The organism is Streptomyces sp. NPDC002206, assembly GCF_053593595.1.
This window is the reverse complement of record NZ_JBSFCW010000018.1, coordinates 102,218-127,936: the sequence shown is the minus strand read 5'-3', so window position 1 is coordinate 127,936 and position 25,719 is coordinate 102,218. Positions and strand designations below refer to the sequence as shown.

Below are 25,719 nucleotides of genomic sequence, written 5' to 3'. Positions count from 1 at the left end.
TCCCGCGTCACGCCGCTCCACTGCTCGAAGCGAACGGACAAGCGAAAAATCCGCAAGGAATACCCGTTCGCTCCCGCGCAAGATCGGCGGCTGATATTTCGGAGGAATAGAAACAGGCACCCAGCCCATCCGGATGACGGCGGTGATCCGGTCGTCGATTGCGGCGACCATCACGGTCGCCTCGTAGCGGACCTGGAGCTTGTCGAACCTCGTGGCCACCGCCCGGTTGCGCTTGAGCCGGTTGAACATGCACTCCACCGCGTGGCGCTTCTTGTAGTCCTCGTAGTCGATCTTCGATGGCCGCCCACCCTTCGAGCCCCTCGCCAGCCGGTTGGCGCGGTGGTCCTTCTTGTCCGGGATCGTCGCGGCGATCCCGCGCCGACGAAGCCGGCGCCGGTTGGCCGCTGAGGCATACCCCTTGTCCGCCCGGACCCGGTCAGGGCGCGTCCGTGGCCGCCCGGCCCCGCCGGGACGCTTCACCCGGACCTGGTCGAGCACCGCGGCGAACTGCGGGCTGTCGCCCCGCTGCCCTGCGGTAACGACCATCCCCATAAGCTTCTGCCCCTGCCCGCATACTGCGTGGATCTTCGTGGTCCACCCGCCCCGAGAACGACCCAGCCCGTGATCGGCGGGCTCGCCCCCTGGCGGCTCCGTCTGCCCGGCGCTGTCCCGTCGGGCGCCAGCGGCATGCTGGTGCGCCCGCGTGATCGTGGAGTCGACCGAGACTTCCCAGCAGATCTGCCTGCCCCCGTCGGCCAGGGTCCGCAGCGCGTCCAGAACCTGGTTCCAGACGCCCTCGCGCTGGTAACGGCGGAACACCCGATACAGGCTCGACCACGGCCCATACCGTTCGGGCACGTCTCGCCACGGGCACCCCGCCCGGACCCGGTGGCGGATCCCGTCGACCTGCCGACGCAGGTTCCGCGCCGGACGACCGCACCCTGCGACCGGCAGCAACGCCTCGACCACCGCCAACGCCTCGTCCGTCAGATCATGTCGCCCACAGGCCCGCAGCATGGCGATCCCGCAGGTCACAAGCCACTTCCGAACCAGGCCCCAGCCGCGGCGGGTCGTCTTCGATCAGACGGTCGGGTCGGGCATGATCTCCCGGACCTCTTGCGCACAGCGGCACGCGGCAGCGATCTTGGCAGCCCACTCCAGCGCGTCCTCACGTGAGGGCACATCGATGATCGAGAACCCGCCGAGCACCGCCTTGGTCTCCGGGTACGGACCGTTGGTGACGGTCCCGTCGGTGGCCACGACGCTCGCCTGCTGCCTTTCCAGTCCACCACCGAAGACCCACACACCGGCGTCCTGAGCCTTACGCACCACCTCGTGCGAGGCCTCGGCCACCTCGGGCAACTCCTCCTCGGGGAAGGTCATCGCGCCGTCATCGAACGAGATCAGGTACCGCGTCATACATGGCTCCCTTGGCCGTTGGCCTCCTTCGGCCGCCGCTCACCCTACGACGAAAGCCTCCCTTCAGAACCGACACTCCCCCTGGCTTCCGAAACAGGCCCTAGCCGGACAGTCGGACAATGCGGACACCTCAGGGACTCGCTTGCGCGCCGATCAGTGTCAGAGGGCTGCCGTAGCTTGTGGCCGTGGTTGAAACCGGCGAACACTCCACCCTCCGGCCCGACGTGCCGCCCGTGGCATGCCAACCCGTCGTGGGCGTCCAGGCGTACTACGCGGAGAACGCTGGGCTTCTGGCGCAGCGGTACGGGAGCGTCACCTTCGAAGAGGTGCACGGCAAGGTTTTGGATCTGCTGCCGCCAACTCCGGCGATAGCGCTGGATGTCGGGGCCGGCACTGGGCGGGACGCTGCCGCGCTGGCGCGCCGCGGCTATCAGGTGGTGGCGGTCGAGCCGACGCGTGAGATGCGGGACGTCGCACGGCGCCTGTACCCGAGCGAGGGCATTTCGTGGGTTGAGGATTTCCTGCCTGAACTCCCCCGACTGGAGGGGGCCTTCGATCTGGCGCTCCTGTCGGCGGTGTGGATGCACCTGCTGCGGGCCGAACGTGGGCGAGCGATGGAGCGGATGGCCGCACTGCTGGCTCCCGCGGGACTGCTGGTGATTTCGCTACGACGTGGGGACCCGCCGACGGACCGTGTGATGTTTGATGTGCCCGCCGAGGACGTCCTGCGCGACGGGGAGCGAGCGGGGCTGCGGCTGGCGCGGCTCGTGGAGGAGGGTACGGACCGGCTCGGCCGTGCCGAGGTGTGGTGGCAGACCGTCGCCCTGCGCAAGGGGGAAGCATGAGCGGCCGGGACTTCTACGCCCAAGACGCCTCAGCGCGCGGGTCCTGGCGGCTGGCAGTGCTGATGGGGGCCAACTCGCGCACCTACAAGTTCGCCCTTGGCCAAGCCTTGCTGGAGTTCGGACGGCACGGACAGGAGGCCATTCCACTTGCCGAGTTCGCCGCCGCCTACAGCCTGGGCCTGGTGCGGCACTTGACCCAGAACCCACAAGCGCCGCAGGCCGAGAAGTTGGGCGAGAACGACTTCCTCGCGGTCGCCGCTGAGGAAAGCGCCGCGACCCTGGAGACCGGCCGCCCCACTGAGCGGCTGCTGGCGGCGGCTGTGCGCTCGATGCCGACGATGGTGATGCAGAAATTCCATAACCTGCGCGGTGACACCGCGGTGCCACACACCTTCTATCGGTTGACCGGAACGGGGCGACACCGTGTGGTGCGCCTGACCCCCGACCTGCTTCAGTTGGCGCACTCGGAGCAAGCCACGGGTCTGGCTGCCGAGTTGGGAGCCCGCTGGAACATCGTTGAGACGTCCTTCGCGGCGGGCATCGGCCGCAGCCTGATCGAGGAGGGCATCTTCGTCGACTGGGACACACTTCAGATCACGGACAAGCGTCGCCGCCGCTCAGTAACCGGTCTTGTTGAGGCCACGGCCGGCTTTCAGCACGGCCGCTGCCTGATTTGTGATGACGTCCTGGGCCTGAGTGATGCCGTCGCCGTCGACCACGTGTTCCCGTTCTCCCTGATGCACCGCTTCGACAGCGTCGGAGCCTGGCACGGACCGGATCTGGACGCCCTGTGGAACCTCGCCCCGGCACACGCCACCTGCAACGGAACGAAGAGTGATCGGCTGCCCAGCTCACTCGAACTCACCTATCTGGCTGCCCGCAACGAGTCCATCATGCAGTCCCCCCACCCACTCCGCCGCACCCTGCAACTCAGCCTGAGGAGTGCCCTGCCCGGCCAGAGAGTGTCCTCGTGGCCAGAATTCCTGAGAGCAGTGCAGATGGCTGTCTGAAGCAAATCCCCCGGCCTGAGACCGCGGAAGACGCTCCGCCAGTCACCACGGTTCCGGAGGGCCCTTCGGTCCTACGAAACGTTGCTGATCAGGGCCGCGTCTGCGAACAGCTGAGCGGGGCCTGTCCACGGATGGTCCACGCCGCCCTTCCGGAGCAGCGCCTGCTGTCAAGAACCTTGCAAGCTGAGCGCGTCCGTCGGAGCCCCACGGTGCGCGACGATGTGCCTCATGCCTGACACCTTCTGGGCCATCACGGTGGCCGCGCCTACTCCTTTGGTGACAACCACGGCGACCGGCTTGATCGTGGCTCCTCGGCTGGAGGCTCGCCAGATACGGCTGGGCGAGGTTCACGCCGCCCGCGACACCTTCGGGGCCCACATGCTGCGAATCATCTCCGCGTGCGGGCAGCTGCAGAACATCCAGCTCCCGCCGGACGGAGATCCCGACTGGACGCCTGTCCTGCGGGAACGGCTCGCCGGTGAGCGGGAGCGCTGGTGGCAGCAGATAGACGATGCAACCCGGTGGCTCGTCGACAACGTCGCGACGTATGCCGGTAGCTGGCCCATGCGCCACCTGATCGAGATGCCCATCGCCTACGCCCACCACGTCCGGATGGTGGTCCTTTCTGAGCGTGAGGCACAAGACCGACCTGGCCGACGGGCAGTGGGCGCTGATCGAGCCGGTGATCGCCACGTGGAATGCCGCACACCCTCGGTCAGCGGCCACCAGGGCCACTACGAGATGCGGGAGAGCGTCAACGCGTTCCTCTATCAGGCCCCCACCGGCTGCCAGTGGGACCTGCTTCCGCACGACCTGCCGCCGCGGAAATCCGCCTCGCCAGCAGGAGCTGGTCGAGGCCCTGATCGGCACTATCTGTACGCCAACTACTCGCACCCGGACACGCACGAGCCCGCCACCGCAGTGGCGGGCTCGTGCGTGTCCGACGTCTTACGGGCCGTTCGACCAACTGAGGGAACGGCGGGAATCGACCCGGGACGCCCTCCGGTCGGCAGTGGCTGGAGACGTGATGATCACGGCACAGCCCACCACCCGGAGGGAACACCCGATGAGCGACACCACAGTCCCCCTGAAGCAGCGAGTCGGCCGGTACGGCGCCTGGAGCGTCGAACTGCGCTCGGAGGACCCGGCCCGGCGCGGCGAACTGGACGAGGCCGCGGCCGAGCTGGAGGAACTCGGGTACGGCGCCATCTGGCTCGGCAACAACAGCACCGCCGACCATGCCGCCCCGCTGATCGGGGCGACGCGCCGCATCCTCGTCGGCACCAGCGTCCTGAACATCTGGCAGCAGGAGGCCGCCACGACCGCGGCCGGCTTCGCCGAGATGGCATCGGCGCACCCCGGCCGCTATCTGGTGGGTCTCGGCGTGAGCCACGGCCCGCTGGTGAAGGACTACAGCCGCCCGTACGCGGCGATGACCGGCTACCTCGACGAGCTGGACGAGGCCGGCGTCGCCGCCGACAGCAGGGTGCTGGCCGCGCTGGGCCCGAAGATGCTGAAGCTGTCCGGCGAGCGGGCGGCCGGCGCCATCCCCTACCTGGTCACGCCCGAACACACCGCCCAGGCCCGCGAGATCCTCGGCGAGGGCCCACTGCTCGCCCCGGAGCTGAAGGTGATTTTGGAAACCGACCCGGCCCGGGCCCGCGCGCTGGCCCGCGACGCCCTCGCCATGTACCTCACCCTGCCGAACTACACCAACAACTTCCTGCGGCACGGCTTCACCGAGGCCGACCTGACCGAGGGCGGCAGCGACCGCCTGATCGACGCGGTCTTCGCCTGGGGCGACGAGGACCGCATCCGCGACCGCATCGACACCTTCCATCAGGCAGGCGGGGACCACGTGGCCCTCCAGGTGCTCACCGGCACCCAGAGGGACAAGCTCCCGAGGGAGGAATGGCGCAGGCTCGCTTCTCTATTGGGATAACGGCCTCGGGGAACACCGGAACCGTGGTGAGCGGTAGCGCCAGTTCCGGTTCGAATCTCTCACAAACGGTCAGTTAAGAGAGCCGCCCGGCGACGCGTGAACCGCCCGCATTCGCCCAGCTCGCCACTCGCAGAAGCAGCCTGCAGCCGGTCAGCCGGCGCCGGTCATTGTCGGACGAACGACAGCGCGTCCGGGCCGAGGGGCGGCACCAGCCCCTCGGCCGCCGCGCGGGTCAGCAGTCCGCGGATCGCCGCGTAGCCGTTCTCACCGAGGTCCGCGGGAAACTCGTTGACGGGATCGACGGTGTAGAGGTCGCCGTACCAGGAGCGAAAGGCGTAGAAGCGGCCGTAGTCGCGGTCGGTGGTGATGCAGACCCGGTCGGGGCGGCCCGTGGCGGGTCGATGGGCTTGGCGTCGAGGGTGGCGGTCAGGCCCTCCACGCGGGCGGCGCAGACCGGGCAGCCGTCGAAGGTTTTCGGGGGTGCGGGGTGATGATGTCCCCGGGCCTGAGCCCGGGAACTCCACCGCGGAAGTAGCGCAACGTCCTCGCCTACCGGTTGTTGCAGCGGCACATGCCGAACGGGGTGCACCAGCTGTCGCAGGAGTTGCACCAGGTCGCGCCGGGAAACGGCGGGGTGCGCTCCGCCTTCGCGATGCAGGGGCGGCCGATCCCGGCCTCCTCGATCCCGGCCGTTCTCGGTGCGTTCACCGATGGGATCCGGCCGAAGCCGGAGACGACTTTCGGCAATGTGAAGGCCGACGTGCTGGAGGAATACGTCCCGGGCTTCGAGCGCGGCACGATCCTCGACTCGCCCTGGCCGGAGTGAGCCGAGCAAGCCGGGCAGGCCGCGCAAGCGGACCGAGCCGCAGAAGCCGATCCGCACCGGGCGACGGCATGGTGGCGGTTCAGCCCGCCTGGCCGATCGCACCACGGAGCATGGCCACGGTCGTCGCCGCCGCTCTGCGCTCCGTGTCGTCCTCTGTCGTACGCACCCGTTCCTCCAGGAGCACCACGGCTGCCTGGAGCACGCCGATGCGTACCGGAACGCTCTGCATCCCTGCCAGCACGGCGGCAGCCTGCTCCGCCGGGGTGGCGGTCTCGGCCTGCGGAATGAGGGTGGTGATGCCGCGCCCGAGCGCGCGGTCTCGTGGTGGTTGAGCCGCTGTTGTGGTCACCGAAGAAGTCTGCCGCACCGGGCCTGCGGATCGGGTCAGCGACTTGGCGCTGCGTCGCTCGCGGGTGCGTGCGACCGACCGGACCGGGAGCCGATGTTCCGGGCCGCCCGTGGGCGTGATCCGAAGGCCCCGATGGCCGGTATTCACTTGTCCGGCGGTTGCGTCTGCGGCGGTGCGGCTCCCGATCGCCGGGCCGATCGGCCGGGCACCGCTAGGGCCGGGCCCAGTTGCGCATCGCGGTGCGCGACGCGAAGGCGGCCACGTCCTTGTCGAGCGGGTCGTTGGTGTACTGGTGGATGCGCCAGGTCGCCTTGATGCGTGGTTTGCCCGCGGTCACATAGTCGGCGATCCACAGGCCGTCACCGGCGTACGACGTGGTGTCGTAATTCAGCCAGAAGTGCCGGTTGCAGTACAGCAGAACCCTGTGGCCCGGCCGGAGGCGCTTGACCTCGCGGATGAAGCGGTCCTTCTCGGCGTTGGTCGCGTGCGTTCCGTCGCCGGTCACCTCCCAGTCGACGGCCAGCAGATCGCCGGCCTTCTCCGGGGCCTTGCTCACGAAGTACTCCGCCTGCGCCGTGAGATTGCCCGGCCACAGAAAGTGGTAGAAGCCGACCACGCATGAGGCGTCCCTTGCCCGCTTGACCTGCGAGGCCAGATGCGGATTGACGTACGAACGGCCCTCGGTGGCCTTGATGAAAACGAAGTCCAGTCCATCCGTGTCGAAGGACGACTGATACGAACTGACATCGACGCCGTGCAGCATGGGTTCCGCCTTCAAGTGGGCTCTTTGGTTCCGTTTCTCGTTCTGTACGTGCCCGCAGCCGCCGGTTCTCACCCGTCCGGCCCACCGGGCGAAATGTCTTCCGGCCACCCGGAATAGGTACCGCCGCCATGGAGTTGGTGGAGCGGCGAGACCGCATTACACACCGCACGCACCATCGGAAGGTCGGATTCATGAAGATCGGAATCATCGGAGCGGGCAATATCGGCGGCAACCTCACCAGGCGCCTTACCGCGCTGGGCCACGAGGTGTCCATCGCCAACTCCCGCGGCCCACACACGCTCACCGCGCTTGCCGAGGAGACCGGAGCGACGCCGGTCACCGCGGCGGAGGCGGCACAGGGCGCCCGTATCGTGGTCATCACCATTCCGGTGAAGGCAGTCCCGAATCTGCCCGCCGGGTTCCTGAACGGGGCCGCGGAAGACGTCGTGGTCATCGACACCGGCAACTACTACCCGCAGCAGCGCGACGGCCGTGTCGCCGCCATCGAGGACGGGCTGCCGGAGAGCAGGTGGACCGAGGAACAGATCGGGCATCCGGTGATCAAGGCGTTCAACGGGACCTACGCGGATGACATCCTCTCCAAGGCTCTTCCGCAGGGCAGCCCCGGCCGTCAGGCCCTGCCGGTCGCCGGTGACGACGCGGCCGCCAAGCAGACCGTGTGCGACCTCATCGACGAGCTGGGCTTCGACACAGTGGATGCGGGCGGTCTGGACGAGTCCTGGCGCCAGCAGCCGGGCACTCCCGTCTACGGCAACCAGGGCGATGCCGAGACCATCGCGAAGGCGCTCGCCGAGGCCTCCCCGGAGCGTACGGCGGAGTGGCGCGCCTGACGGGGCGAGCCCCGTCCACCCTCGTGCCCCGGTCGGCAAGGCGGGGCGGGAACCAAGGGCGTATTCGCCGGTGCCCCGCCTCCGCCTCCGATTCCGCTCGTAGAGCGCCGCACGAATCCTGCACGGGCTGACGGCACGTGCAACGCTTCCGGTGCGGGGACTTCGCCGAAGTCGCACGCGAACGTGCCCCCGACGCAGGGGCGTTGTCCGACGGCTGACCGACCCGGCGCCCACCGTCCGGGCATCGCCCGGTCTCTGGATCCCCTCGGGTCTACCGTCCGTCGTCCGGGGCGGCCGGCAGGCTGTCCATGAACGAACTGACGGAGAACACGGCGCGCCCGGGTCCGGGCGGACCGTAGCCGGGCGGCGAGCTGAGCCCGTACTCCTCCATCGTCGAGCGGTAAGCGTCCAGCAACCTGATGTGGTACTCCAGCGGTGCCCCGTCCGGGTTGGTCTTCCCGAGCGGCGTGGTGGGTTCCGGGCACCAGGTGGTGAACCGCGGGGTGATGCCGTGCGACATGAAGAACCGCAGCCCCTCGGTGGTCGAGTCGATGGCCTCGTCGACCGTCGTGAAGCCGAACGGCTCGGCCATCTCCACGCCCGCCACGAAGTTGGGAATGACGTTCCGGGCACCGAAGACCTCGGCGGAGTCCAGAATGCGGCGGTGCCATTCGTCGCGGCCGACGTAGCGCTCCTTGCCGGGGCAGTACAGTTCGAACAGTCGGCGGTCCCACACCTCGTAGTTGGGGTGGTAGATCTGGACGCCGTAGTCGTGGAAGCGCTGGACGTCGGTCTTGGGCAGGGCCTGCGCGACGACCTTGCCGATCCAGCGGCCGGGGAAGGCGTCCTCGATGGCCTTGGCGTACTGCCCGTAGAAGTCGGCTTCGTCGCGGCCGCCGATGTGGGATGTGATGGCGCCACCGGTGAGGGTGTAGGCGGTGGAGGTCTTCGCAGTGTCGTACCGGTCGATGATGGCGAGCGCTTCCAGCACCTCCTCGACGGGCTTCACACCGGTGTACGGGCGTCCCGCCGCCTTGTGCTGGCGCCAGTTGTGGTTGATGTCGCAGTACTGGCACTCCTCCTTCGCGCCGAAGTACTGGCAGACGCGGAAGACGGTCAGATAGACGAGGTAGCCCCACTGGATGGTGGGTGCGACCTCCATCACCGACTTGCCGTTGGCGAGCGTGTGCCGGTAGTAGTCCGGCATCGGCGGCAGGCCAACGTCCGAGATCCGGCTGCCGTCCAGGTACAGCCCCAGGACGCCGTCCTCGTCGGCCGCGACACGGTACGGCGACGCCGGGTTCACTCGTACCGACACGACCGTGCGGCGCAGCTCGTACGGGCCTCCGGTGAGCACGATCTCCTCCGGTGGGCGGCGCAGGGCGGCCGCGCCCAGCTCGGGCAGGGTGCCGTGGTCGAAGGAGAAGATGAAGTACGACTTCGGCTTGACGTCGCCGTCCTCGTTGTCGCTGAGCGCGGACTCGTCGAACGCCACGCCGCCGCGCAGCAGGTCCTCCTTGACGACGGCTTCCCGCGGCACGTGCGGGAACCGTTCCATGAGCTGCTCGATCAGGCGGGTACGGCTCGCGTCGGTGCGACTGGGGTCGCCGGGGTCTCTGCGGCCGGTGTCGGTTCGGCTGGGCATGGGCGGGGCTCCTCGGTCCGGGCGTCGAAGGTTCTTGCGGTACGCCACACTGTGCAACGAGCCACGGATGTCAACCGTTCGCGACGCCGTCCGGGGGAAGGTGCCGTCGGTCACTTGTCCCAGTGTGTGGGGTGGCTGAGCGACGGCGGGAGCTTCGTGGCAGCGTCGCCCCGCGCCGCGTTTATCTGTGCCTGTGTGAGAAACAGACTTCCGGTCAGGTCGGCTCCCGACAGTTCGGCATCGCGGAAATCCGCGCCGATGAGGTCGGCCAGTCGCAGGTCGGCGCCGGTGAGGTCGGCGGCGATGAGATAAGCGCCGCGCAGGTCGGCCCCCTGCAGGTCGGCGCCCTTGAGCCGGGCGCCGATGAGGTCGGCGCCGCGGTGGTTGCGCTTCTTCTTGCGGGGGGCGGTGGCCCGTACGAGTTCGCTGGTCCGCAGCAGCAGCGCGGCGACGTCGTCCCGGTGTCCGGCGACATCGAGGTCGGCGAACGCATCGGGGGCGACGTGCGTGAGACGTTCGGTCGTGTCGAGGGCACGCCGTATCTCGCTGTGGACGGGGCGGGCCGCCTGCAGTGTCAGGGCTTCGGTGAGGTACCAGAGCAGTTCGTGGAGCTGCCGCATGACCGGGAACACCTGGAACATCTGCTGGGCGGTCTGCGGGGCCTGCCGCCAGTCCTGTCCGTCGAACGTCTCCTGGGAGACCTTCTGGCCGGCGCCGAAGCAGTCGTACACCGTGCAGCCGGGGAAGCCCTGGGTCCGCAGTTCGGTGTGAATACCGCAGCGGAAGTCGTCCTGCAGATTGTGGCAGGGCTGCCCGGCGTCCTTGTTGACCGCGAAGTCCGCCGACCGGGTCAGGGTCAGCGCGACGCAGCACAGCCCGAAGCAGTTCGCGCAGTCGGCGCGCAGTGCGGCACGGTCGGCGCCGTCGCCGCGCAGCTCGGTGCGGTCGGTGGTGCGGTCGGTGCCGGAACCTCGGGCGTTGTCGGACACGGCGTTGGATCCTCTGATGTACGGAGTGCCTGGACGGTCGAGCCTACCGAGGTCCCGCAGCCGATGCGCACGCGGGCGGAGAGCCTCGTTCCCCGGGTGCCCGGGCCCCCTCCGGCGCTGGCCGGAAGCGGTGCGCGCGATGATGGAGGCTTGCATCGTTGTAGGAGGTGGCCACCGACGTGGCGAACACACCAGTCGACAGCATCCCGGCCCGGCGGGTGCTCACCGATCCGGCCGGACTCGCCCGGTATCAGCACGACGAGGCCGAGTGGGCCCCGTACGGAACACCTATCGCGGTCGTGCGTCCGCAGAGCACCGAAGAGGTACGGGATGTGGTGCGGCACTGTCTGACGCACCGCATCCCGGTGGTGCCGCGCGGTGCGGGCACCGGTCTGTCCGGCGGCGCGAACGCTGTCGACGGGGCGATCGTGCTGTCCTTCGAGGACATGAACCGGATCGTGCACATCGACGCCGCGGAGCGGCTGGCAGTCGTCCAGCCCGGTGTGGTCAATGACGACCTGCGGGCGGCCTGCGCGGAGCACGGGCTCTGGTATCCACCGGATCCGGCAAGCTCGCCCTGGTCGACGATCGGCGGGAATGTCGCGACGAACGCCGGGGGGATGTGCTGCGTCAAGTACGGCGTGACGCGTGACTATGTGCTCGGCCTCGAAGTGGTCAACGGACTCGGCGAGGTGGTGTCGCTGGGGCGCCGTACCGCGAAGGGCGTCGCGGGGTACGACCTGGCGGGGCTGATGGTCGGCTCCGAGGGCACGCTCGGTGTGATCACGGAGATCACGGTGCGGCTGCGTCCGGCGCGGCCGCAGGAGCGGACCGTGGCCGGGTACTTCGCTTCGGTGGTCGCCGCAGGTGAGGCGGTGACCGCTGTGACCGCGTCGGGCGTGATTCCGTCGGCGCTCGAACTGGTCGACCGGCACTGCCTCGCCGCCGTCGACGCCTGGAAGAATATGGGGCTGTCCGCCGACGCGGATGTGGTGCTGCTCGGCCGGGTCGACACCCCGGGCGCCGAGGGCGACGCCGAGGCCGAGCTGGTCCGGGACTGCTTCGAGCGGGCGGGCGCCACATGGGCCGTGGTCTCCACGGATCAGCAGGAGGCGGACGCGCTGTTCCAGGCGCGACGGCTGGCCTATCCGGCGCTGGAGCGGCTCGGTCCGGTGCTCACCGAGGACGTCTGCGTGCCACGGACCGCGGTGCCGGAAATGTTGGCCCGGATCGAGAGGATCGCGGCCCGGCACGACATTCTGGTGGCCAATATCGCGCATGCCGGTGACGGCAATGTGCACCCGCTGATCATCACGCCGCCGGGTGACGAGGCTGCGCGTGCGCGCGCCCAGTTGGCCTTCGAGGACATCCTCGACGATGCGATCGCCCTCGGCGGGACGGTCACGGGCGAACACGGGGTGGGGTTGCTGAAGATGCGCGGTATGGACAAGGAGCTGGGGCCCGCGGTGCTCGGGATGCATCACGCGGTGAAGGCGGCCCTGGACCCGCACGGCATCCTGAATCCCGGGAAGGTGCTCGGCTCGGGGCCCGCCTCAGCGGTGTAGCCGCCGACGGGCCGATTGGGCGCGGCCCGCTGTCAGTGGGGCGACGCACACTGGCAGGAGTGCGTGCGGGTGAAGGGGACGCGGATGAGCGGCGGCAACAACCATGACACCGGGTTCGAACCGGCCACCGGGGACGGCCCGTTGCCCCCGGACCCTGCGGAGAAGCGTGCCGCGTCGGTACGGACGGCGTTCGAGGGGCTGCTGCAGATCCGGCGGCTGACCAACACCGGCCGGCAGGACCCGGAGGGCGTGCCGGCGGAGTGGGAGCTCCGTCGGGCGGTACGGGCGGTGGCCCTGGCGCTGGAGGCGGACGGCCGCCCTCCCTCGGCCGTCGACTCGTCCGGGCAGCGGGTCGCGTCCGGGTATCGCGTGCAGGAGGGCGAGGCGCCCGGCAGCGTACGGGTGGAGTGGCTCGGTCCGCCGGGCAGCGGCGCCGCGCACGAGGAAGAGGCCGAGCTGACCCGGTGTGCGGCCGCGCTGGGACGGCTGGGGTGGACGGCGCTGCTGTACCGGGGGCCGCGGCGCCGCAGGTTCCTGGAAGTCGAGCCATGACGGTGGCGTTCAAGTCCTGAACGCGTCGTTGGTGCGGTCCGTCAACAGAAGGTCCGTACCAGCTCCTTGACGCCCTCTCGTGCCAACACTTAAATCAAGAAATGAATTAAGCGTCGGGGCCGAACGTCACCCGGGCGCCGGTTCAGCGTGCGATCTGTCATGAGCATGCCCCCACCATGAAGTGATGTGATGACTGTGCGAACCCCCAGACGGCGCCGGACGGCGCTGTATCTCGTTGCCCTGCTGTGCTGTTCCGGCGCGGTGACCGCCGCTCCCGCGGGCGCCGCCCCGGTGCCCGAACCGCGCGTCGCCGCCGCTGCCGCCGCGACAACGTTCTCCGACGACTTCAACGGTGCGGCCGGATCGGCGGTCGACGGCAGCAAGTGGCAGATGGAGACGGGCGACAACGTCAACAACCACGAGCGGCAGTACTACACGGCGGGCAACAGCAACGCCGCCCTCGACGGCCAGGGCAATCTCGTCATCACCGCCCGCAAGGACAATCCCGGCAACTACCAGTGCTGGTACGGCCGGTGCGAGTACACCTCGGCCCGGCTGAACACGGCCGGCAAGTTCACCTCGACATACGGACACGTCGAGACCAGGATGAAGATCCCGCGCGGTCAGGGCATGTGGCCCGCGTTCTGGATGCTCGGCAACGACCTCGGCAGCGTCGGCTGGCCCAACAGCGGCGAGATCGACATCATGGAGAACGTCGGCTTCGAGCCAGGCACGGTCCACGGCACCATCCACGGTCCCGGGTACTCCGGCTCCGGCGGGATCGGGGCCGGCTACTCCCTCCCCGGCGGCCAGGCGTTCGCCGACGCGTTCCACACCTTCGCAGTGGACTGGGCCCCCGACTCCATCACGTGGTCCGTGGACGGCAATGTCTACCAGCGCCGTACGCCGGCCGACCTCGGTGGCAAGAGCTGGGTGTTCAACAAGCCGTTCTTCGTCATCATGAACCTCGCGGTCGGCGGCTACTGGCCCGGCGACCCCGACGGCAGCACCGCCTTCCCGCAACAGCTCGTCGTCGACTACGTGCACGTCACCACCAGTGACAGCGGATCCGGCGGTACGGGCGGCACCATCACGGGGCTGGGCGGCAAGTGCGTCGACGTGGCAGGCGCCTCCGCCGCCAACGGAACAGCAGTCCAGCTCTACGACTGCAACGGAACCGCCGCCCAGAAGTGGACCGTCGGCACCGACGGTACGATTCGCGCGCTCGGCAAGTGCCTCGACGTCAAGGACAACAGCACGGCCGACGGCGCCCAGCTTCAGCTCTGGGACTGCACCGGCGGAGCCAATCAGCGATGGGGGGTGTCCGGCGCCCGGGACATCGTCAATGTCCAGGCCGACAAGTGCATGGATGCCACCGGCAACTCCTCCGCCAACGGCACCCGGCTCCAGATCTGGACCTGCGCCGGAACCGCCAACCAGAAGTGGACGGTGAACGCCGCATGAGCCCCTCCCCCGGCTCGCGCCGCCGCCCCGGCCCGCTCGCCCTCCCGGCAGCGCTCCTCCTGGCCGCCGGAGCCTCACTCGTCACCCTGCCGGCCACGGCCAGCGCCGCGGCCACCGCCACCGGCGCGATCACCGGGCTGGGTGGCAAGTGCGTCGATGTGGCAGGCGCCTCCGCCATCAACGGAACAGCGGTCCAGCTCTACGACTGCAACGGAACCGCCGCCCAGCAGTGGACCGTCGGCACCGACGGTACGATCCGCGCGCTCGGCAAGTGCCTCGACGCCAAGGACAACGGCACCGCCAACGGCACACAGCTGCAACTGTGGGACTGCAGCGGCGGCGCCAACCAGAAGTGGTCCGTCTCCGCGGCCCACGACATCGTGAACACCCAGGCCGACAAGTGCATGGACGCCACCGGCAACTCCTCCGCCAACGGCACCCGGCTCCAGATCTGGACCTGCGCCGGAACCGCCAACCAGAAGTGGACCGCACCTTCGGACGGCGGCACCCCCGCACCCGGTGGAACGATGGCCGTGGCGCCCTATCTGTACAACGGCTGGGGCAGCCCGCCCAGCCCGACGACCGTCATGAACGCAACCGGCGTGAAGTGGTTCACCCTGGCGTTCGTGCTCAGCAACGGCTACTGCAACCCTCAGTGGGACGGCGGACGGCCCCTGACGGGCGGCGTCGACCAGCAGACCATCAACACCGTGCGCGGCGCCGGCGGGGACGTCATCCCGTCCTTCGGCGGCTGGAGCGGCAACAAGCTGGAGAGCTCCTGCTCCAGCGCGGGTGAGCTCGCCGCCGCGTATCAGAAGGTCATCAACGCGTACGGTCTCAAGGCGATCGACATCGACATCGAGGCGGACGCCTACAGCAACGCCACGGTCCAGCAACGCACGGTCGACGCACTGAAGACCATCAAGGCCAACAACCCCGGCATCAAGGTGTACGTCACCTTCGGTACCGGCCAGAGCGGCCCCGACACCAGTCTGATCAACAGGGCCGCCTCCGCGGGGCTGACCGTCGACAGCTGGACGATCATGCCCTTCGACTTCGGCGGCGCCGGACAGAACATGGGCACGCTCACCACACGTGCCGCCGAGGGCCTGAAGAACGCGGTCAAGAGTGCGTACGGATACAGCGACGACCAGACCTACCGGTCGATCGGCATCTCGTCGATGAACGGCATCACCGACGACAACGAGACGGTGACGGTCGACGACTTCCGCACCATCCTCGCCTACGCCCAGCAGCACCACCTGGCGCGGCTCACCTTCTGGTCGGTGAACCGCGACCGGCCCTGCACAGGCGGCGGAGCAGACACCTGTTCCGGCGTGAGCCAGCAGGCGTGGGACTACACGCGGGTGTTCGCCCAGTACACGGGATGACGTGACGGGGAGCGCAGGGGGCTGCCGGCTGGCCGCCCCCTGCGTTTCGGAGGCGACGCGGACCGTCCGCCGGGCACCGGTGTGAACCACCGGGCCGGCGGCCGGTTCCGCGGCTCCCTACAACGTGGCCGCAACTGGCGGGCGCCCTGGCCGCCCCGCCGAATTCCCGTCGCCGCCGGGCCGGTCAGGGCCTACGCTCCCCGCATGTCGCACGCGAAGACCTCGTACGTCTGTCTGCCCTGCCGGGCCTCGTACAAGCAGCGCTGCACGGGAGATCACGACCGAATCTGCCCGCGCTGCACACAGCCGTTGATCCACGTCGGCTCGGCCTTCGCCACACCGCGGCGCCGGGACACGGATGCCTGGCGCACGCTCTCGGTCCTGTTGCATGCGGGCATCCGCTTCCACAAGAGCTGCTGCGGCGGTCCCGGCTACCGTCCGCGCACCATGAGCGAGGTGCGCGAGCGGATGGCGTACGCGCGCACCACCGGGGAACCGTTCGCCCGAGCCCTGGTGCGTCGCAGCCTGCCATAGCGTGCCCGTACCAGCGGCGGGCCGGTCACCGGATAGGCCAGTTGCCGGATAATCCACCACGGACCGAATCGCGATTACCCTGGGCGGCATGACTGCCATGGCACCCGCCCGGACCGAACCGGACCTCTCCTTCCTGCTGGATCACACCAGCCATGTTCTGCGGACCCAGATGGCGGCAGCGCTCGCCGAGATCGGGCTCACGGCACGCATGCACTGCGTCCTGGTCCACGCCCTGGAGGAGGAGCGGACCCAGATCCAGCTCGCCGAGATCGGCGACATGGACAAGACCACGATGGTCGTGACGGTCGACGCCCTGGAGAAAGCCGGCCTCGCCGAGCGCCGCCCGTCCAGCAAGGACCGCCGCGCGCGGATCATCGCGGTGACCGAGAAGGGTGCGCAGGTCGCCGAGGAGAGCCAGAAGATTGTCGACGGGGTGCACGAGCGGGCGCTCGGCTCCCTCCCCCAGGACGAGCGCGAGGTGCTGCTGCGAGCGATGAAGCGCCTGGTGGACGGCCATCTGGCCACTCCCGCCGAGAGTCCGCAGACGGTGCGTCGCGCTCGCCAGCGCGGGTAGCGGCCGGCAGATCGACCCGAAACAAATAGTCTGCAACGAAACCATCTGCTAACTTCTCTCCTGTCACCTCATCCGACAGGAGAGACCGCATGTCCGCTCCTTCTGCTCGCCCCGCACCCGCCGCTTCGTCCACGACACCTGCCACCACAACCCGCTCCCGCCGGTTGGCCCTCGGGGTGATTGCGACGGGGATGCTCATGATCATCCTCGACGGCTCCATCGTCACCGTGGCCATGCCGGCCATCCAGGACGACCTGGGGTTCACCCCGGCCGGACTGAGCTGGGTCGTCAACGCCTACCTGATCGCGTTCGGCAGCCTGCTGCTGCTCGCAGGACGGCTCGGCGACCTGCTCGGCCGCAAGCGCATGTTCCTGGCCGGCACTGCGGTGTTCACCGTCGCATCACTGCTGGCGGGCCTCGCCACCACACCCGCGCTGCTCATCGCCGTCCGGTTCCTGCAGGGCGTCGGCGGCGCGATGGCGTCCGCCGTCGGCCTGGGCATCCTCGTGACACTCTTCACCGAGCCCCGCGAACGCGCCCGCGCAATTGCCGTGTTCAGCTTCACCGGTGCGGCCGGTGCGTCGATCGGTCAAGTCCTCGGCGGGGTCCTCACCGACGCCCTCAGCTGGCACTGGATCTTCTTCATCAACCTGCCGATCGGGCTCGCGGCCCTCGCCGTCGCCGTGCCCGTGCTTCCCGCCGACCGCGGTCTCGGCCTCCGCGCCGGAGCCGACGTCATCGGGGCGCTCCTGGTCACCGCCGGGTTGATGCTGGCGATCTACACCGTCGTCAAGGTCGAGGAGTACGGCTGGACCTCGGCTCACACGCTCGGTCTGGGCGCGGCGGCCGCCGTCCTGCTCGGCACGTTCATCGCCCGCCAGGCCGGCGCCGGAACCCCGCTCCTGCCTCTGCGGATCCTGCGGTCGCGCACGGTCGCTGGTGCCAACCTGGTCCAACTCCTCATGATCGCCGCGCTGTTCTCGTTCCAGATTCTGGTCGCCCTCTATCTGCAGAAGGTCCTCGGTTACGGCTCCGCGCGGACCGGACTCGCCATGCTTCCGGCAGCGGCCGTCATCGGCGTGGTGTCCCTGGGCGTCTCGGCCCGTCTCAATGCGCGCTTCGGCGAGCGACGCGTACTGCTGGCCGGACTCGTGCTGCTGGTCGGGGTTCTGGGGCTGCTGGCGCGCGTACCCGTCCATGCCCACTACCTCACCGATCTGCTTCCGGTGATGCTGCTGGCGGCCGGCTTCGGCCTCGCGCTCCCGGCGTTGACCGCGCTCGGCATGTCCGACGCGAAGGCCGATGACGCCGGGCTCGCGTCCGGGCTGTTCAACACCACCCAGCAGATCGGCATGGCCGTGGGCATCGCACTGCTGTCCACGCTGGCGGCCTCCCGGACCGACGAGCTGCTCGCGAACGGACAGAGCCGGACAGCGGCGCTGACGGGCGGCTACCACCTGGCGTTCGTGATCGGCGCCGGCTTCCTCGTCGCCGCCTTCGTCGTCGCGTTCCTGGTACTGCGCCCGCACCGGCCGAAGCCCGTCGCGGCCCCGGAGAGAAACGCCGCGACTGTCTGACCTCCCCCTCTCACTCCTCCACGACCACTACCGGCGAAAGGTCGCCTCATGAACGCGAACACGGAAGAAACGGCGAAGGACGAGCAGCAGCCGGGCGCCGGGCCCGCACCCCGCCTACTCACCGATGACGAGCTGTCACGACTTCTGCGCGATCAGCAGTTCGGAGTGCTCTCCTTCGTCAGGCGCAGCGGCCACCCGCATATGTCCACGGTGCTGTACGACTGGCATCCCGAGGAGCGCGTGGTACGCATCTCCGCCACGGCCGACCGCCTGAAGGTGCGCCGGCTGCGAAATGCACCGCAGGCCGCCCTGCATGTACACGGGCCGGACGTCTTCTCGTTCGCCGTCGCCGAGGGGCATGCAGAGGTCTCGGAGGAGACCACCGTTCCCGGTGACGCGACCGGCCGTGAACTGCTCGCCATGACACCGGGGTTCGAGGACGCGGCGGAAGAGGCCGCATTCCTGGAACAGGTCGTGGCAGACCGGCGCGTGGTGATCCGCATTCGGGCCTCCCGTCTGTACGGAACGGCCCTGGACATCCCCGCAGCGCAGTCCTGAACCGCGTTGTCAGACCCATGAGGGATGCTTGATGGTCCGACACCTCTGACCAGGAGATGCTGAGATGCACAACGACGAGCTCGCTGCGGCCCAGGCGTACGTCCGGTTACTGGAGGCGACTCGGGCAGCTCTCGCGGACCAGGACCGGGCGCCGCTGTACCTGTCGCTGCTCGCCTCCCCGATGGCCGAGGCCGATAGTGCGTTGCGGCGTGCGGGGCTCTGCGGCAACGAGGCGAGATTCTTCGATCTCGTACGGTCCCTTCAGCCGAGCATGTCCGGCAGCGGTCACTGATCACCACGGCGGGCGGGCCGGCTGACAGGCCGGCGGGGACAGTGCCGCGGAAATCGGTTCGTCTGTCGATGTCAACGCCCGTACGGTACGCGCGATGGACGGGGGTCTGACGATGGTCCGCAGCAGCAGGAAGCCACGGCGTCTCGTCGTGGGTGACGAGACGTTTCTCTGGTCGGTCGGTCATCACCACCGCACCGACGGAGGTCGGCAGTTCCGGTTCGGCAGCGAGCAGGTCCAGCAGCGTCCTGCGCTCGTCGGCCTTGGCCAGCCAACTGCGGCCAATCCTCCAGCAAGTCGTCGGTCTTCACATGGAGTGCGGTCGCGAGGGAGTCCAGCTCTTTCTTCACACACCGAGGTTGGCCTCCTTCGCCACTTCCACGGGCCCTTCCCGCACATACAGGCCCCTGCGGCACCGGTCAGAGCAGCCCGTGCCAGCTGTCCAGCAACGACAGCCCCATTCAAGAGCTGGCACGATGTCCAGCATGAGCCGACTGGAAACGCTGAAGGAGAACCTCGCATCCCGCCGTCAGTACGCGACTCTCCAGCGGGAGTCCTTTGACGGCGCGGATCTCGCTTCGGTGCGCTTGCGGTCGTTGTGGTTCACCCGGTGCACATTTCGCGAGACGGATCTCCGCCAAGCCACTCTCGATGGCTGCCACTTCAAACTATGCGATCTTCGCGGAGCGAATCTGAGCGGCGCCTCCATGCGGGGCGTCACTCTGGCGGGCTGCGATCTGACCGGCGCCGACCTGCGCGCCGCGGATCTGACCGGCGCCCGTTTCGGCCTGGTCCTCACCGGTGCCCCACCCCACGGGCTGACGAATGCCACCGACGCCAAGCTCGACAAAGCTGTTCTCCGCGATCTCCAACTGGAAGAGGTCATCGGCTGGCCCATCATCGCTGATCAACTCGCGCCGGAAGCGCGAACACATGCAGCGGGCGTCGACCAAGCCTTGGAACCGATCATCTAGGGCCTGGTCGCCACCGAGAACGCCCCTGACACCGGCCCCGGGGGCGGGGGCCAGGAGCGGGGCAGTTCCTGGGTGGAGATCGCCCGGTACCTGGGAATCGGTTCGGCGGAAGCGGAAGCGCGATTTACTGCGAACCTGGACGGCTGGAACACGGCCTTCGACATCCCCTGCCGGCTCGACGACACCGGCCGCAAGCGCATACCCCAACTGCCCACCGCAGCGTATGACCCCGCTTGAACCTCACCCGGCTTGACCGCTGGGCGGGGAACCGGCTCATTCTTGTCAACGACGAGCACCCCGTCAGCGCGGGTCTCGTCATGGCCGGGCCGGAGACGTAGCACCCCCGGTCACCCCGTAGCGGCGTTCGGCCCTGCAGGAAAGACGATCCACCCCACCGGCCCGCCCGCCCGCCCCGAAACGGGAATCGCTCACCCTGGGCCTCTGACCAAGGCTTCGGCGTAGTCGCCTCAGGCCCGCCCGGCCGCGGCACGACGGAGGGGCAGCGTGCGGATTCGGAGGTGCTGCTGGACGCGGCAGGGCAGCAGCACCTCGCGGAGCTGTGCAGGTGGAGGGCGGAGTAGTTAGCCGGGCAGCGAGGCGGGAGCGGGCCAGCAGCATTGGGGGTGGAAGTGCCGCCCTCCGCATCGTGGGTGAGCGCGGAGAGGCGGAGCTGGGGGAGCGAATGCGGCGGGATGCGTTCCCACCGGCAGCGGTCGACGCTGGATTCATGAGGACCGTCTGGTCCAACATGATCCAGTTCGGAATGGTTGCCCTGCCCGTCCGGCTGTTCGGCGCCACCGAGCGGGGCGGGCCATTTCCGCCGAGCCCTTCGACGTCCTGGGTCGGCTCGAAGACTGAAAGCACCCGTCGTAGGTAAGCTGAGACCAGCCCGGCGAGCGCATCCACGCAAGCGTCTGCGCACCGGGAACGCGCTGCACTGGATGGTCGGCATGGGTGCTCGCAGGAGAACTCGTTCCACAGCAGCAGACCTCCTTGGGGGTCCATCGACCGCCGTGGTTGTGGTCGACGGCGCAGGGGTGGTGCGGGGGTGGAGCGAGGGCGCTGCGAAACTTCTCGGCCACTCGAGCCCGGAGGTGCTGGGCAGGCCCCTGTCGGAGGTCTTCTCCCCGACGGAAAGGGCGACGTATCAGGCGGGCGCCCCTGACCTCGCGGCGCGGCTCGGGGCGCAGCAGGGCTGGAAAGGCCGGCAGACCGTGCGTCACCGGGACGGCCGCCGTCTCGAGCTGGAGATCGGGATCCTGCCCATCCAGGACTCCGGCGATTGTTCGATGCGACTGGTTCTCGCCACCGACACGACTCGGACCTGGTGGTGGAGCGCCGGCAGCTCCCTGCTGGAAGGGATCACCGTCACCGCTCCGGTGGGCGTGGCCATGGTCGACACCGAGCTGCGGCTCACCTGGGTGAACGATGCCATGGAGCGCCAGTGCGGCATCCCCCGCGAGCGCTTCCTGGGGCGGCGCCTGGAAGACATCCTGCCCGACCTGGATGTGGAGCACACCGAAGCGGAGATACGCCAGGTGCTGGAGACCGGCCGCCCTTCGACGGGCCGTGAGTACTTCGGCCACGTTCTGTCGGAGCCGGGTCAGATCGCCTATTCCACCTCGTGCTTCCGCGTGGAGAACGAGGATGGACGACCGCTGGGCGCGTGCTACATCGTCCTTTCCACCACCGACCACTACCGCGCCCGGCAGAAGCTGACACTGCTGAACGAGGCCCACAAGCGCTTGGGCAGCACGCTGGACGTCCCCCGCACAGCACAGGAACTGGCCGACGCGGCCGTCCCCGGGCTCGCCGACCACGTCACCGTCGATCTCCTCGACTCGGTGCTGCGCGGTGAAGAGCCCCCATCCGGCCCGGCCGACGCCACCACTGCGGCCTCCCTCCGCTGCGTCGGACACCGCTCCGCCCGCGAGGGTGCCCCGCCGCCCATCCCGCCGGGTGAACCCTGCGACTACCCTCCGCTGTCGGCCACGGCACGCGCGCTTATCAGCGGCTCCTCCACACTGATCCCCGAGTTGGACCCCACCGATCCCCACTGGACCGCCGACGACCCGGCCCGTGGCGCGTACCTGCGCGACCTCGGCATCCACTCACTGATGATCGTCCCCATCCGCGCACGCGGCACCACCCTGGGAGCGGCCACCGTCGGCCGCTGGCAGCCCAGAGTGCCGTTCCAGCCCGACGACCTGGTCCTCGCAGAGGAGCTGGTCGGACATGCCGCGGTCTGCATCGACAACGCCCGCCGCTACACCCATGAGCACGCCGCCGCACTAACCCTCCAGCGCAGCCTGCTCCCCCAGGACCTGCCCGAACAGAACGCAGTCGATGCCGCCTACCGCTACCTGCCCGCCGACACGGCAGCCGGCGTGGGCGGTGACTGGTTCGACGTCATCCCGCTCTCCGGAGCCCGCGTCGCCCTGGTCGTCGGGGACGTGGTCGGACACGGCATCCACGCCGCCGCCACCATGGGACGGCTCCGCGCCGCCGTACAGACCCTCGCCGACATCGACCTCACCCCCGACGAGGTGCTGGCTCACCTGGACGACATAGTCAGCCGGATCGCCGAGGAAACCAACGACGAATCCGGCGTGACCGGGGCGACCTGCCTGTACGCCGTCTACGACCCGGTCGGCCGCCACTACACCCTTGCCCGCGCAGGCCACCCGGCACCGGCGCTCGTCTCTCCCCAAGGCGCTGCCCGGCTTGTGGACCTCCCCAGCGGCCCGCCCCTCGGCCTCGGTGGTCTGCCCTTCGAATCCATTCGGATGGACGTCCCCGAGGGCAGCATCCTGGCTCTCTACACCGACGGCCTGATCCAGAGCCACTCCCTCGACGCCGACCAGGGACTCCGGCAGTTGTTCGACGTCCTGGCCGTCCCGCAGACCCCGCTGGAGGACCTCTGCGACGCCGCCGTCGCAAGCCTTTCGACCAACCGGCCGGGAGACGACGCGGCACTGCTGCTGGCCCGCACCCACGCCCTGGGCGAGGATCACGTCGCCTCCTGGGACATCACCAAGGATCCGGCCGCCGTCGCACCGGCCCGTGCCAGGGCGGCCCGGCAACTCGCGGCGTGGGGCCTCGAGGAGCTCGCCTTCACCACCGAGCTGGTGGTCAGCGAACTCGTCACCAACGCCATCCGCTATGCCTCGGGCCCCATCCGGCTACGGCTCATCCGTGACCGTACGCTCATCTGCGAGGTCTCCGACGGCAGCAGCACCTCCCCCCACCTGCGCCACGCCCGGACAACCGACGAGGGCGGCCGTGGCCTCTTTCTGATCGCCCGATTTGCCCAGCGCTGGGGCGCCCGATACGCCGGTGACGGCAAGACCATCTGGTCTGAACAATCCCTCCGACCCGCCGGAATCGAGCAGGACATACTCGAAGCCTTCGGAGATCTCAGCGACCTTAAGGACAGCGGCCCCCTGAGCCGATTGGGCAGCCGTGGCTGACGCAGCCTCACGTGCGGAGCAACGGATCGCGCGCGTGCGAGACGACGCGGCCGGGCGATACGAGCCGGCGCGGGAGTTCTACCGGCTTGCCACGGGCCCCCGCCGCCGGTACGGCCATGCCGAGCTGAGTTTCATGCACTGGTCCCTCGCCCGTGGTGTCCTCGCGCCGGAATCCTCCGACCCGCCGGGAAGTCCCTGGTGGCGCGCCGCCCGAATACCCAGTGATCGAGACCGTCGAGGAAACCATCCTCGACGAGCACGCCTTCGCCCGCATGCTCGACTACGGCCTGATCGCCCCACGGCTGACCGCACTCTACGAATTCTCGGCCACGTCGCTGGACCAGCCGCAGCTGACCTCCCTACTGGACGACGGCGTCCCGGCCTACGCATGGCCGCACAAGGACCGGCCGCTCTGGTACATCGGCAACACCGGCCCCCACCTGCGTGCCATAGCCCGCGCCAGCGGCGTCCGCCTGCTCCGGGAACCGTCACCGCTGGCCCGCTCCCACCGCCGACCGCACCGGTGACGGCACCGCACCGCAGCGGTGTGCGGTGGGCTTGGCGCCCTTTCCGGATCGGGCGACAGAGCCCCGCAGTGCCCGCCGACGCGGCGGTAGGTCCGTGCTGTCAGCCGTGGTGTCACGGCCGTGGCGCTGGTGTCCTGCGCCAGTAGTTGATCGTTAGTAGTTGCGTGACTTCTGCTGCTGGTGCGTCAGTTCCTCGTCGGGGCCCGAAGCTGGAACCGTTGCTGCTGTCTGATGACGAGCGGGCGGTGTTGGAGCGGTGGACGCGTCGGGCTGCATCGGCCCAGGCGCCGGCCCTGCGGGCGCGGATTGTGCCGGCGTGTGGGGGACCGGAGGTGCCGGCGATCACCGCGGTCGCCCGGGATCTGCGGGTGGCTGCGGACACGGTCCGCAAGCGGCGGCGACGCTTCCTCGCCGAGCGGCTGGACGGGCTGGTCGACGAGCCCCGGCCGGGCCGGCCGCCCACCATCAGCGTCGGTGGAAGCGGTGGTGGTCACCACGCTGGCACCTGTGGAGCCTGACTCACGGAGATCTCATTGCAGGGCGAGGCCGAGTTCGCGGGCTCCCAGCGGCTCGAAGAAGCCCGCCACGTCCGCCGAGCTGACCTGGGCGAGCCGGGCCGGGCTCCACTGCGGGTTGCGGTCCTTGTCGATGATCTGGGCGCGCACGCCCTCCACCAGATCGGGCCCGGTGAAGGCGGCGCAGGAGACGCGGAACTCCTGGTCGAGCACCGCCTCCAGGCTGCCGAGGCGCCGTGCGCCGCGTACCGAGGCGAGGGTCACCTTGAGTGCGGTGGGCGACTTGGCGAGAATCGTTTCGGCGGTCTCTTTCGCGGCGGGTACGCCGCTGTTCTGGAGCCGGTCGACGATCTCCTCGACCGAGACCGCCGCGTAGCAGGCGTCGATCCAGTCGCGGTGCGCGGCCAGTTCACCGACGGGCGGGGCCGTGGCGTACCGCCGCACAGTCGCCACGACCTCGGCAGGAGTTGTGCTCCCGGCGAGATCCCGGGTGAGGTCCACCAGGTGATCGGACGGGACGAAGTGGTCGGCAAGGCCGCACAGCAGCGCATCGCCCGCGCCGACCGCGTCCCCGGTGAGCGCCAGGTGGGTGCCGAGCTCACCGGGTGCGGAGGCGAGGAGGTGGGTTCCACCGACGTCCGGCACAAAACCGATGCCGGTCTCCGGCATGGCGACGCGTGAGCGTTCCGTGACGATACGGACGCTGCCGTGGGCCGATACCCCGACGCCGCCACCCATCACGATGCCGTCCATGAGTGCGACGTACGGCTTGGGGAAACGGGCGATACGGGCGTTGAGCCGGTACTCGTCGCGCCAGAAGTCCACCGATGTGCTGCCGCCCGCTCGGGCGTCCTCGTAGATCGCGCGGATATCGCCGCCGGCGCACAGACCGCGCTCCCCTGCCCCACTGAGCAGCACCGCGGTGACCGAGTCGTCTCGTTCCGCCGCGGCGAGGGCTTCGTCGATGCAGAGCACCATGGTGTGGGTCAGCGCGTTGATCGACCGGGGCCGGTTGAGCGTGATGTGCCGGATGCGGCCCTCGGTGTGCAGCAGGACGGGGTCTTCGTTGTTCATGAGTGCGCTCCGGTCA

Annotated in this window: 24 protein-coding genes and 3 pseudogenes; 19 read left to right on the top strand and 8 right to left on the bottom strand. The window is 69.2% G+C overall.

All coding sequences use genetic code 11. The annotated features are described in order from the left end of the window. Positions 1-156: 156 nt before the first annotated feature. A pseudogene (locus tag ACWCP8_RS27650) lies at positions 157-1,017 on the bottom strand (IS5 family transposase); the annotation flags it as partial. Between the two features lie 63 nt (positions 1,018-1,080). Next, positions 1,081-1,419: a YciI family protein gene (locus ACWCP8_RS27645; protein ID WP_326608010.1), complete on the bottom strand. Its 339-nt coding sequence runs from the start codon at positions 1,417-1,419 to the stop codon at positions 1,081-1,083. Between the two features lie 233 nt (positions 1,420-1,652). Here ACWCP8_RS27645 and ACWCP8_RS27640 point away from each other — a divergent pair, with 233 nt between their 5' ends. The 3 genes from ACWCP8_RS27640 to ACWCP8_RS27630 all read left to right on the top strand — a co-directional run bounded on the left by ACWCP8_RS27640 (position 1,653) and on the right by ACWCP8_RS27630 (position 5,216). Next, positions 1,653-2,264, top strand: coding sequence for a class I SAM-dependent methyltransferase (locus ACWCP8_RS27640; RefSeq protein WP_451118773.1), 612 nt, complete (start codon positions 1,653-1,655; stop codon positions 2,262-2,264). Beyond that, positions 2,261-3,274 (top strand): HNH endonuclease, encoded by a 1,014-nt coding sequence (locus tag ACWCP8_RS27635; protein ID WP_451118771.1) that lies wholly within the window; start codon positions 2,261-2,263, stop codon positions 3,272-3,274. The genes ACWCP8_RS27640 and ACWCP8_RS27635 overlap by 4 nt, the downstream gene beginning before the upstream one ends. 1,066 nt (positions 3,275-4,340) lie before the next feature. Continuing rightward, on the top strand, positions 4,341-5,216 hold the full coding sequence (locus ACWCP8_RS27630; RefSeq protein ID WP_451118769.1) for an LLM class F420-dependent oxidoreductase: 876 nt from the start codon (positions 4,341-4,343) through the stop codon (positions 5,214-5,216). Positions 5,217-5,380: 164 nt separating this feature from the next. On the opposite strand, the pseudogene ACWCP8_RS27625 reads toward ACWCP8_RS27630, so the two are convergent. After that, a pseudogene (locus tag ACWCP8_RS27625) lies at positions 5,381-5,509 on the bottom strand (1,4-dihydroxy-6-naphthoate synthase); the annotation flags it as partial. Between the two features lie 398 nt (positions 5,510-5,907). On the opposite strand from ACWCP8_RS27625, the pseudogene ACWCP8_RS27620 reads away from it, so the two are divergent. Next, a pseudogene (locus tag ACWCP8_RS27620) lies at positions 5,908-6,042 on the top strand (diguanylate cyclase); the annotation flags it as partial. 79 nt (positions 6,043-6,121) lie between these two features. Here the strand turns inward: ACWCP8_RS27620 and ACWCP8_RS27615 are convergent. Then, complete coding sequence (locus ACWCP8_RS27615) at positions 6,122-6,391, bottom strand: hypothetical protein (protein WP_326607768.1); 270 nt, start codon at positions 6,389-6,391, stop codon at positions 6,122-6,124. 211 nt (positions 6,392-6,602) lie between these two features. Then, entirely contained in the window at positions 6,603-7,154 is a 552-nt protein-coding gene (locus ACWCP8_RS27610; RefSeq protein WP_451118794.1) for a glycoside hydrolase family 25 protein, read from the bottom strand. Between the two features lie 128 nt (positions 7,155-7,282). Here ACWCP8_RS27610 and ACWCP8_RS27605 point away from each other — a divergent pair, with 128 nt between their 5' ends. Then, positions 7,283-8,005 (top strand): NADPH-dependent F420 reductase, encoded by a 723-nt coding sequence (locus ACWCP8_RS27605; protein WP_451118767.1) that lies wholly within the window; start codon positions 7,283-7,285, stop codon positions 8,003-8,005. Positions 8,006-8,276: 271 nt separating this feature from the next. Here ACWCP8_RS27605 and ACWCP8_RS27600 read toward each other — a convergent pair whose 3' ends face one another. Further along, the gene (locus ACWCP8_RS27600; RefSeq protein WP_451118765.1) at positions 8,277-9,650 is read right to left on the bottom strand and encodes a radical SAM protein; all 1,374 of its coding nucleotides are present in this window, start codon (positions 9,648-9,650) and stop codon (positions 8,277-8,279) included. Positions 9,651-9,760: 110 nt separating this feature from the next. Continuing rightward, positions 9,761-10,585, bottom strand: coding sequence for a pentapeptide repeat-containing protein (locus tag ACWCP8_RS27595; RefSeq protein WP_356004077.1), 825 nt, complete (start codon positions 10,583-10,585; stop codon positions 9,761-9,763). Between the two features lie 233 nt (positions 10,586-10,818). Here ACWCP8_RS27595 and ACWCP8_RS27590 point away from each other — a divergent pair, with 233 nt between their 5' ends. From ACWCP8_RS27590 to ACWCP8_RS27525, 14 genes are all read left to right on the top strand, one after another. Continuing rightward, positions 10,819-12,204, top strand: a complete 1,386-nt coding sequence (locus tag ACWCP8_RS27590; RefSeq protein WP_451118763.1) for an FAD-binding oxidoreductase — start codon at positions 10,819-10,821, stop codon at positions 12,202-12,204. An 84-nt stretch (positions 12,205-12,288) separates the two neighbouring features. Continuing rightward, complete coding sequence (locus ACWCP8_RS27585) at positions 12,289-12,756, top strand: hypothetical protein (RefSeq protein WP_352270446.1); 468 nt, start codon at positions 12,289-12,291, stop codon at positions 12,754-12,756. A 195-nt stretch (positions 12,757-12,951) separates the two neighbouring features. Continuing rightward, positions 12,952-14,220 carry an RICIN domain-containing protein gene (locus tag ACWCP8_RS27580; RefSeq protein ID WP_451118792.1) on the top strand — a complete coding sequence of 423 codons (1,269 nt, stop codon included), beginning with the start codon at positions 12,952-12,954 and terminating at the stop codon, positions 14,218-14,220. Continuing rightward, a complete protein-coding gene (locus ACWCP8_RS27575) occupies positions 14,217-15,611 on the top strand; it encodes an RICIN domain-containing protein (protein WP_451118761.1) in 1,395 nt (464 codons plus the stop codon). The genes ACWCP8_RS27580 and ACWCP8_RS27575 overlap by 4 nt, the downstream gene beginning before the upstream one ends. Positions 15,612-15,815: 204 nt before the next feature. Further along, positions 15,816-16,145 carry a deoxyxylulose-5-phosphate synthase gene (locus ACWCP8_RS27570; RefSeq protein ID WP_267009215.1) on the top strand — a complete coding sequence of 110 codons (330 nt, stop codon included), beginning with the start codon at positions 15,816-15,818 and terminating at the stop codon, positions 16,143-16,145. Between the two features lie 88 nt (positions 16,146-16,233). Further along, on the top strand, positions 16,234-16,719 hold the full coding sequence (locus ACWCP8_RS27565) for a MarR family winged helix-turn-helix transcriptional regulator (RefSeq protein ID WP_356004043.1): 486 nt from the start codon (positions 16,234-16,236) through the stop codon (positions 16,717-16,719). 89 nt (positions 16,720-16,808) lie between these two features. Further along, positions 16,809-18,296 carry an MFS transporter gene (locus tag ACWCP8_RS27560; RefSeq protein WP_451118759.1) on the top strand — a complete coding sequence of 496 codons (1,488 nt, stop codon included), beginning with the start codon at positions 16,809-16,811 and terminating at the stop codon, positions 18,294-18,296. Between the two features lie 48 nt (positions 18,297-18,344). Beyond that, complete coding sequence (locus ACWCP8_RS27555; protein WP_451118757.1) at positions 18,345-18,854, top strand: TIGR03618 family F420-dependent PPOX class oxidoreductase; 510 nt, start codon at positions 18,345-18,347, stop codon at positions 18,852-18,854. Positions 18,855-18,918: 64 nt separating this feature from the next. Then, positions 18,919-19,146 carry a hypothetical protein gene (locus tag ACWCP8_RS27550; protein WP_356004034.1) on the top strand — a complete coding sequence of 76 codons (228 nt, stop codon included), beginning with the start codon at positions 18,919-18,921 and terminating at the stop codon, positions 19,144-19,146. A 482-nt stretch (positions 19,147-19,628) separates the two neighbouring features. Next, a complete protein-coding gene (locus tag ACWCP8_RS27545) occupies positions 19,629-20,117 on the top strand; it encodes a pentapeptide repeat-containing protein (protein ID WP_451118755.1) in 489 nt (162 codons plus the stop codon). Between the two features lie 72 nt (positions 20,118-20,189). Beyond that, the gene (locus ACWCP8_RS27540) at positions 20,190-20,354 is read left to right on the top strand and encodes a hypothetical protein (RefSeq protein WP_451118753.1); all 165 of its coding nucleotides are present in this window, start codon (positions 20,190-20,192) and stop codon (positions 20,352-20,354) included. 782 nt (positions 20,355-21,136) lie between these two features. Further along, positions 21,137-23,587, top strand: coding sequence for a SpoIIE family protein phosphatase (locus ACWCP8_RS27535; RefSeq protein ID WP_451118790.1), 2,451 nt, complete (start codon positions 21,137-21,139; stop codon positions 23,585-23,587). Between the two features lie 221 nt (positions 23,588-23,808). Next, positions 23,809-24,114, top strand: a complete 306-nt coding sequence (locus ACWCP8_RS27530; protein WP_451118751.1) for a hypothetical protein — start codon at positions 23,809-23,811, stop codon at positions 24,112-24,114. Positions 24,115-24,446: 332 nt separating this feature from the next. After that, positions 24,447-24,632 carry a helix-turn-helix domain-containing protein gene (locus ACWCP8_RS27525; protein ID WP_451118749.1) on the top strand — a complete coding sequence of 62 codons (186 nt, stop codon included), beginning with the start codon at positions 24,447-24,449 and terminating at the stop codon, positions 24,630-24,632. Between the two features lie 12 nt (positions 24,633-24,644). On the opposite strand, the gene ACWCP8_RS27520 is transcribed toward ACWCP8_RS27525, so the two are convergent. Next, a complete protein-coding gene (locus ACWCP8_RS27520) occupies positions 24,645-25,703 on the bottom strand; it encodes an enoyl-CoA hydratase/isomerase family protein (RefSeq protein ID WP_451118747.1) in 1,059 nt (352 codons plus the stop codon). Positions 25,704-25,719: the final 16 nt, after the last annotated feature.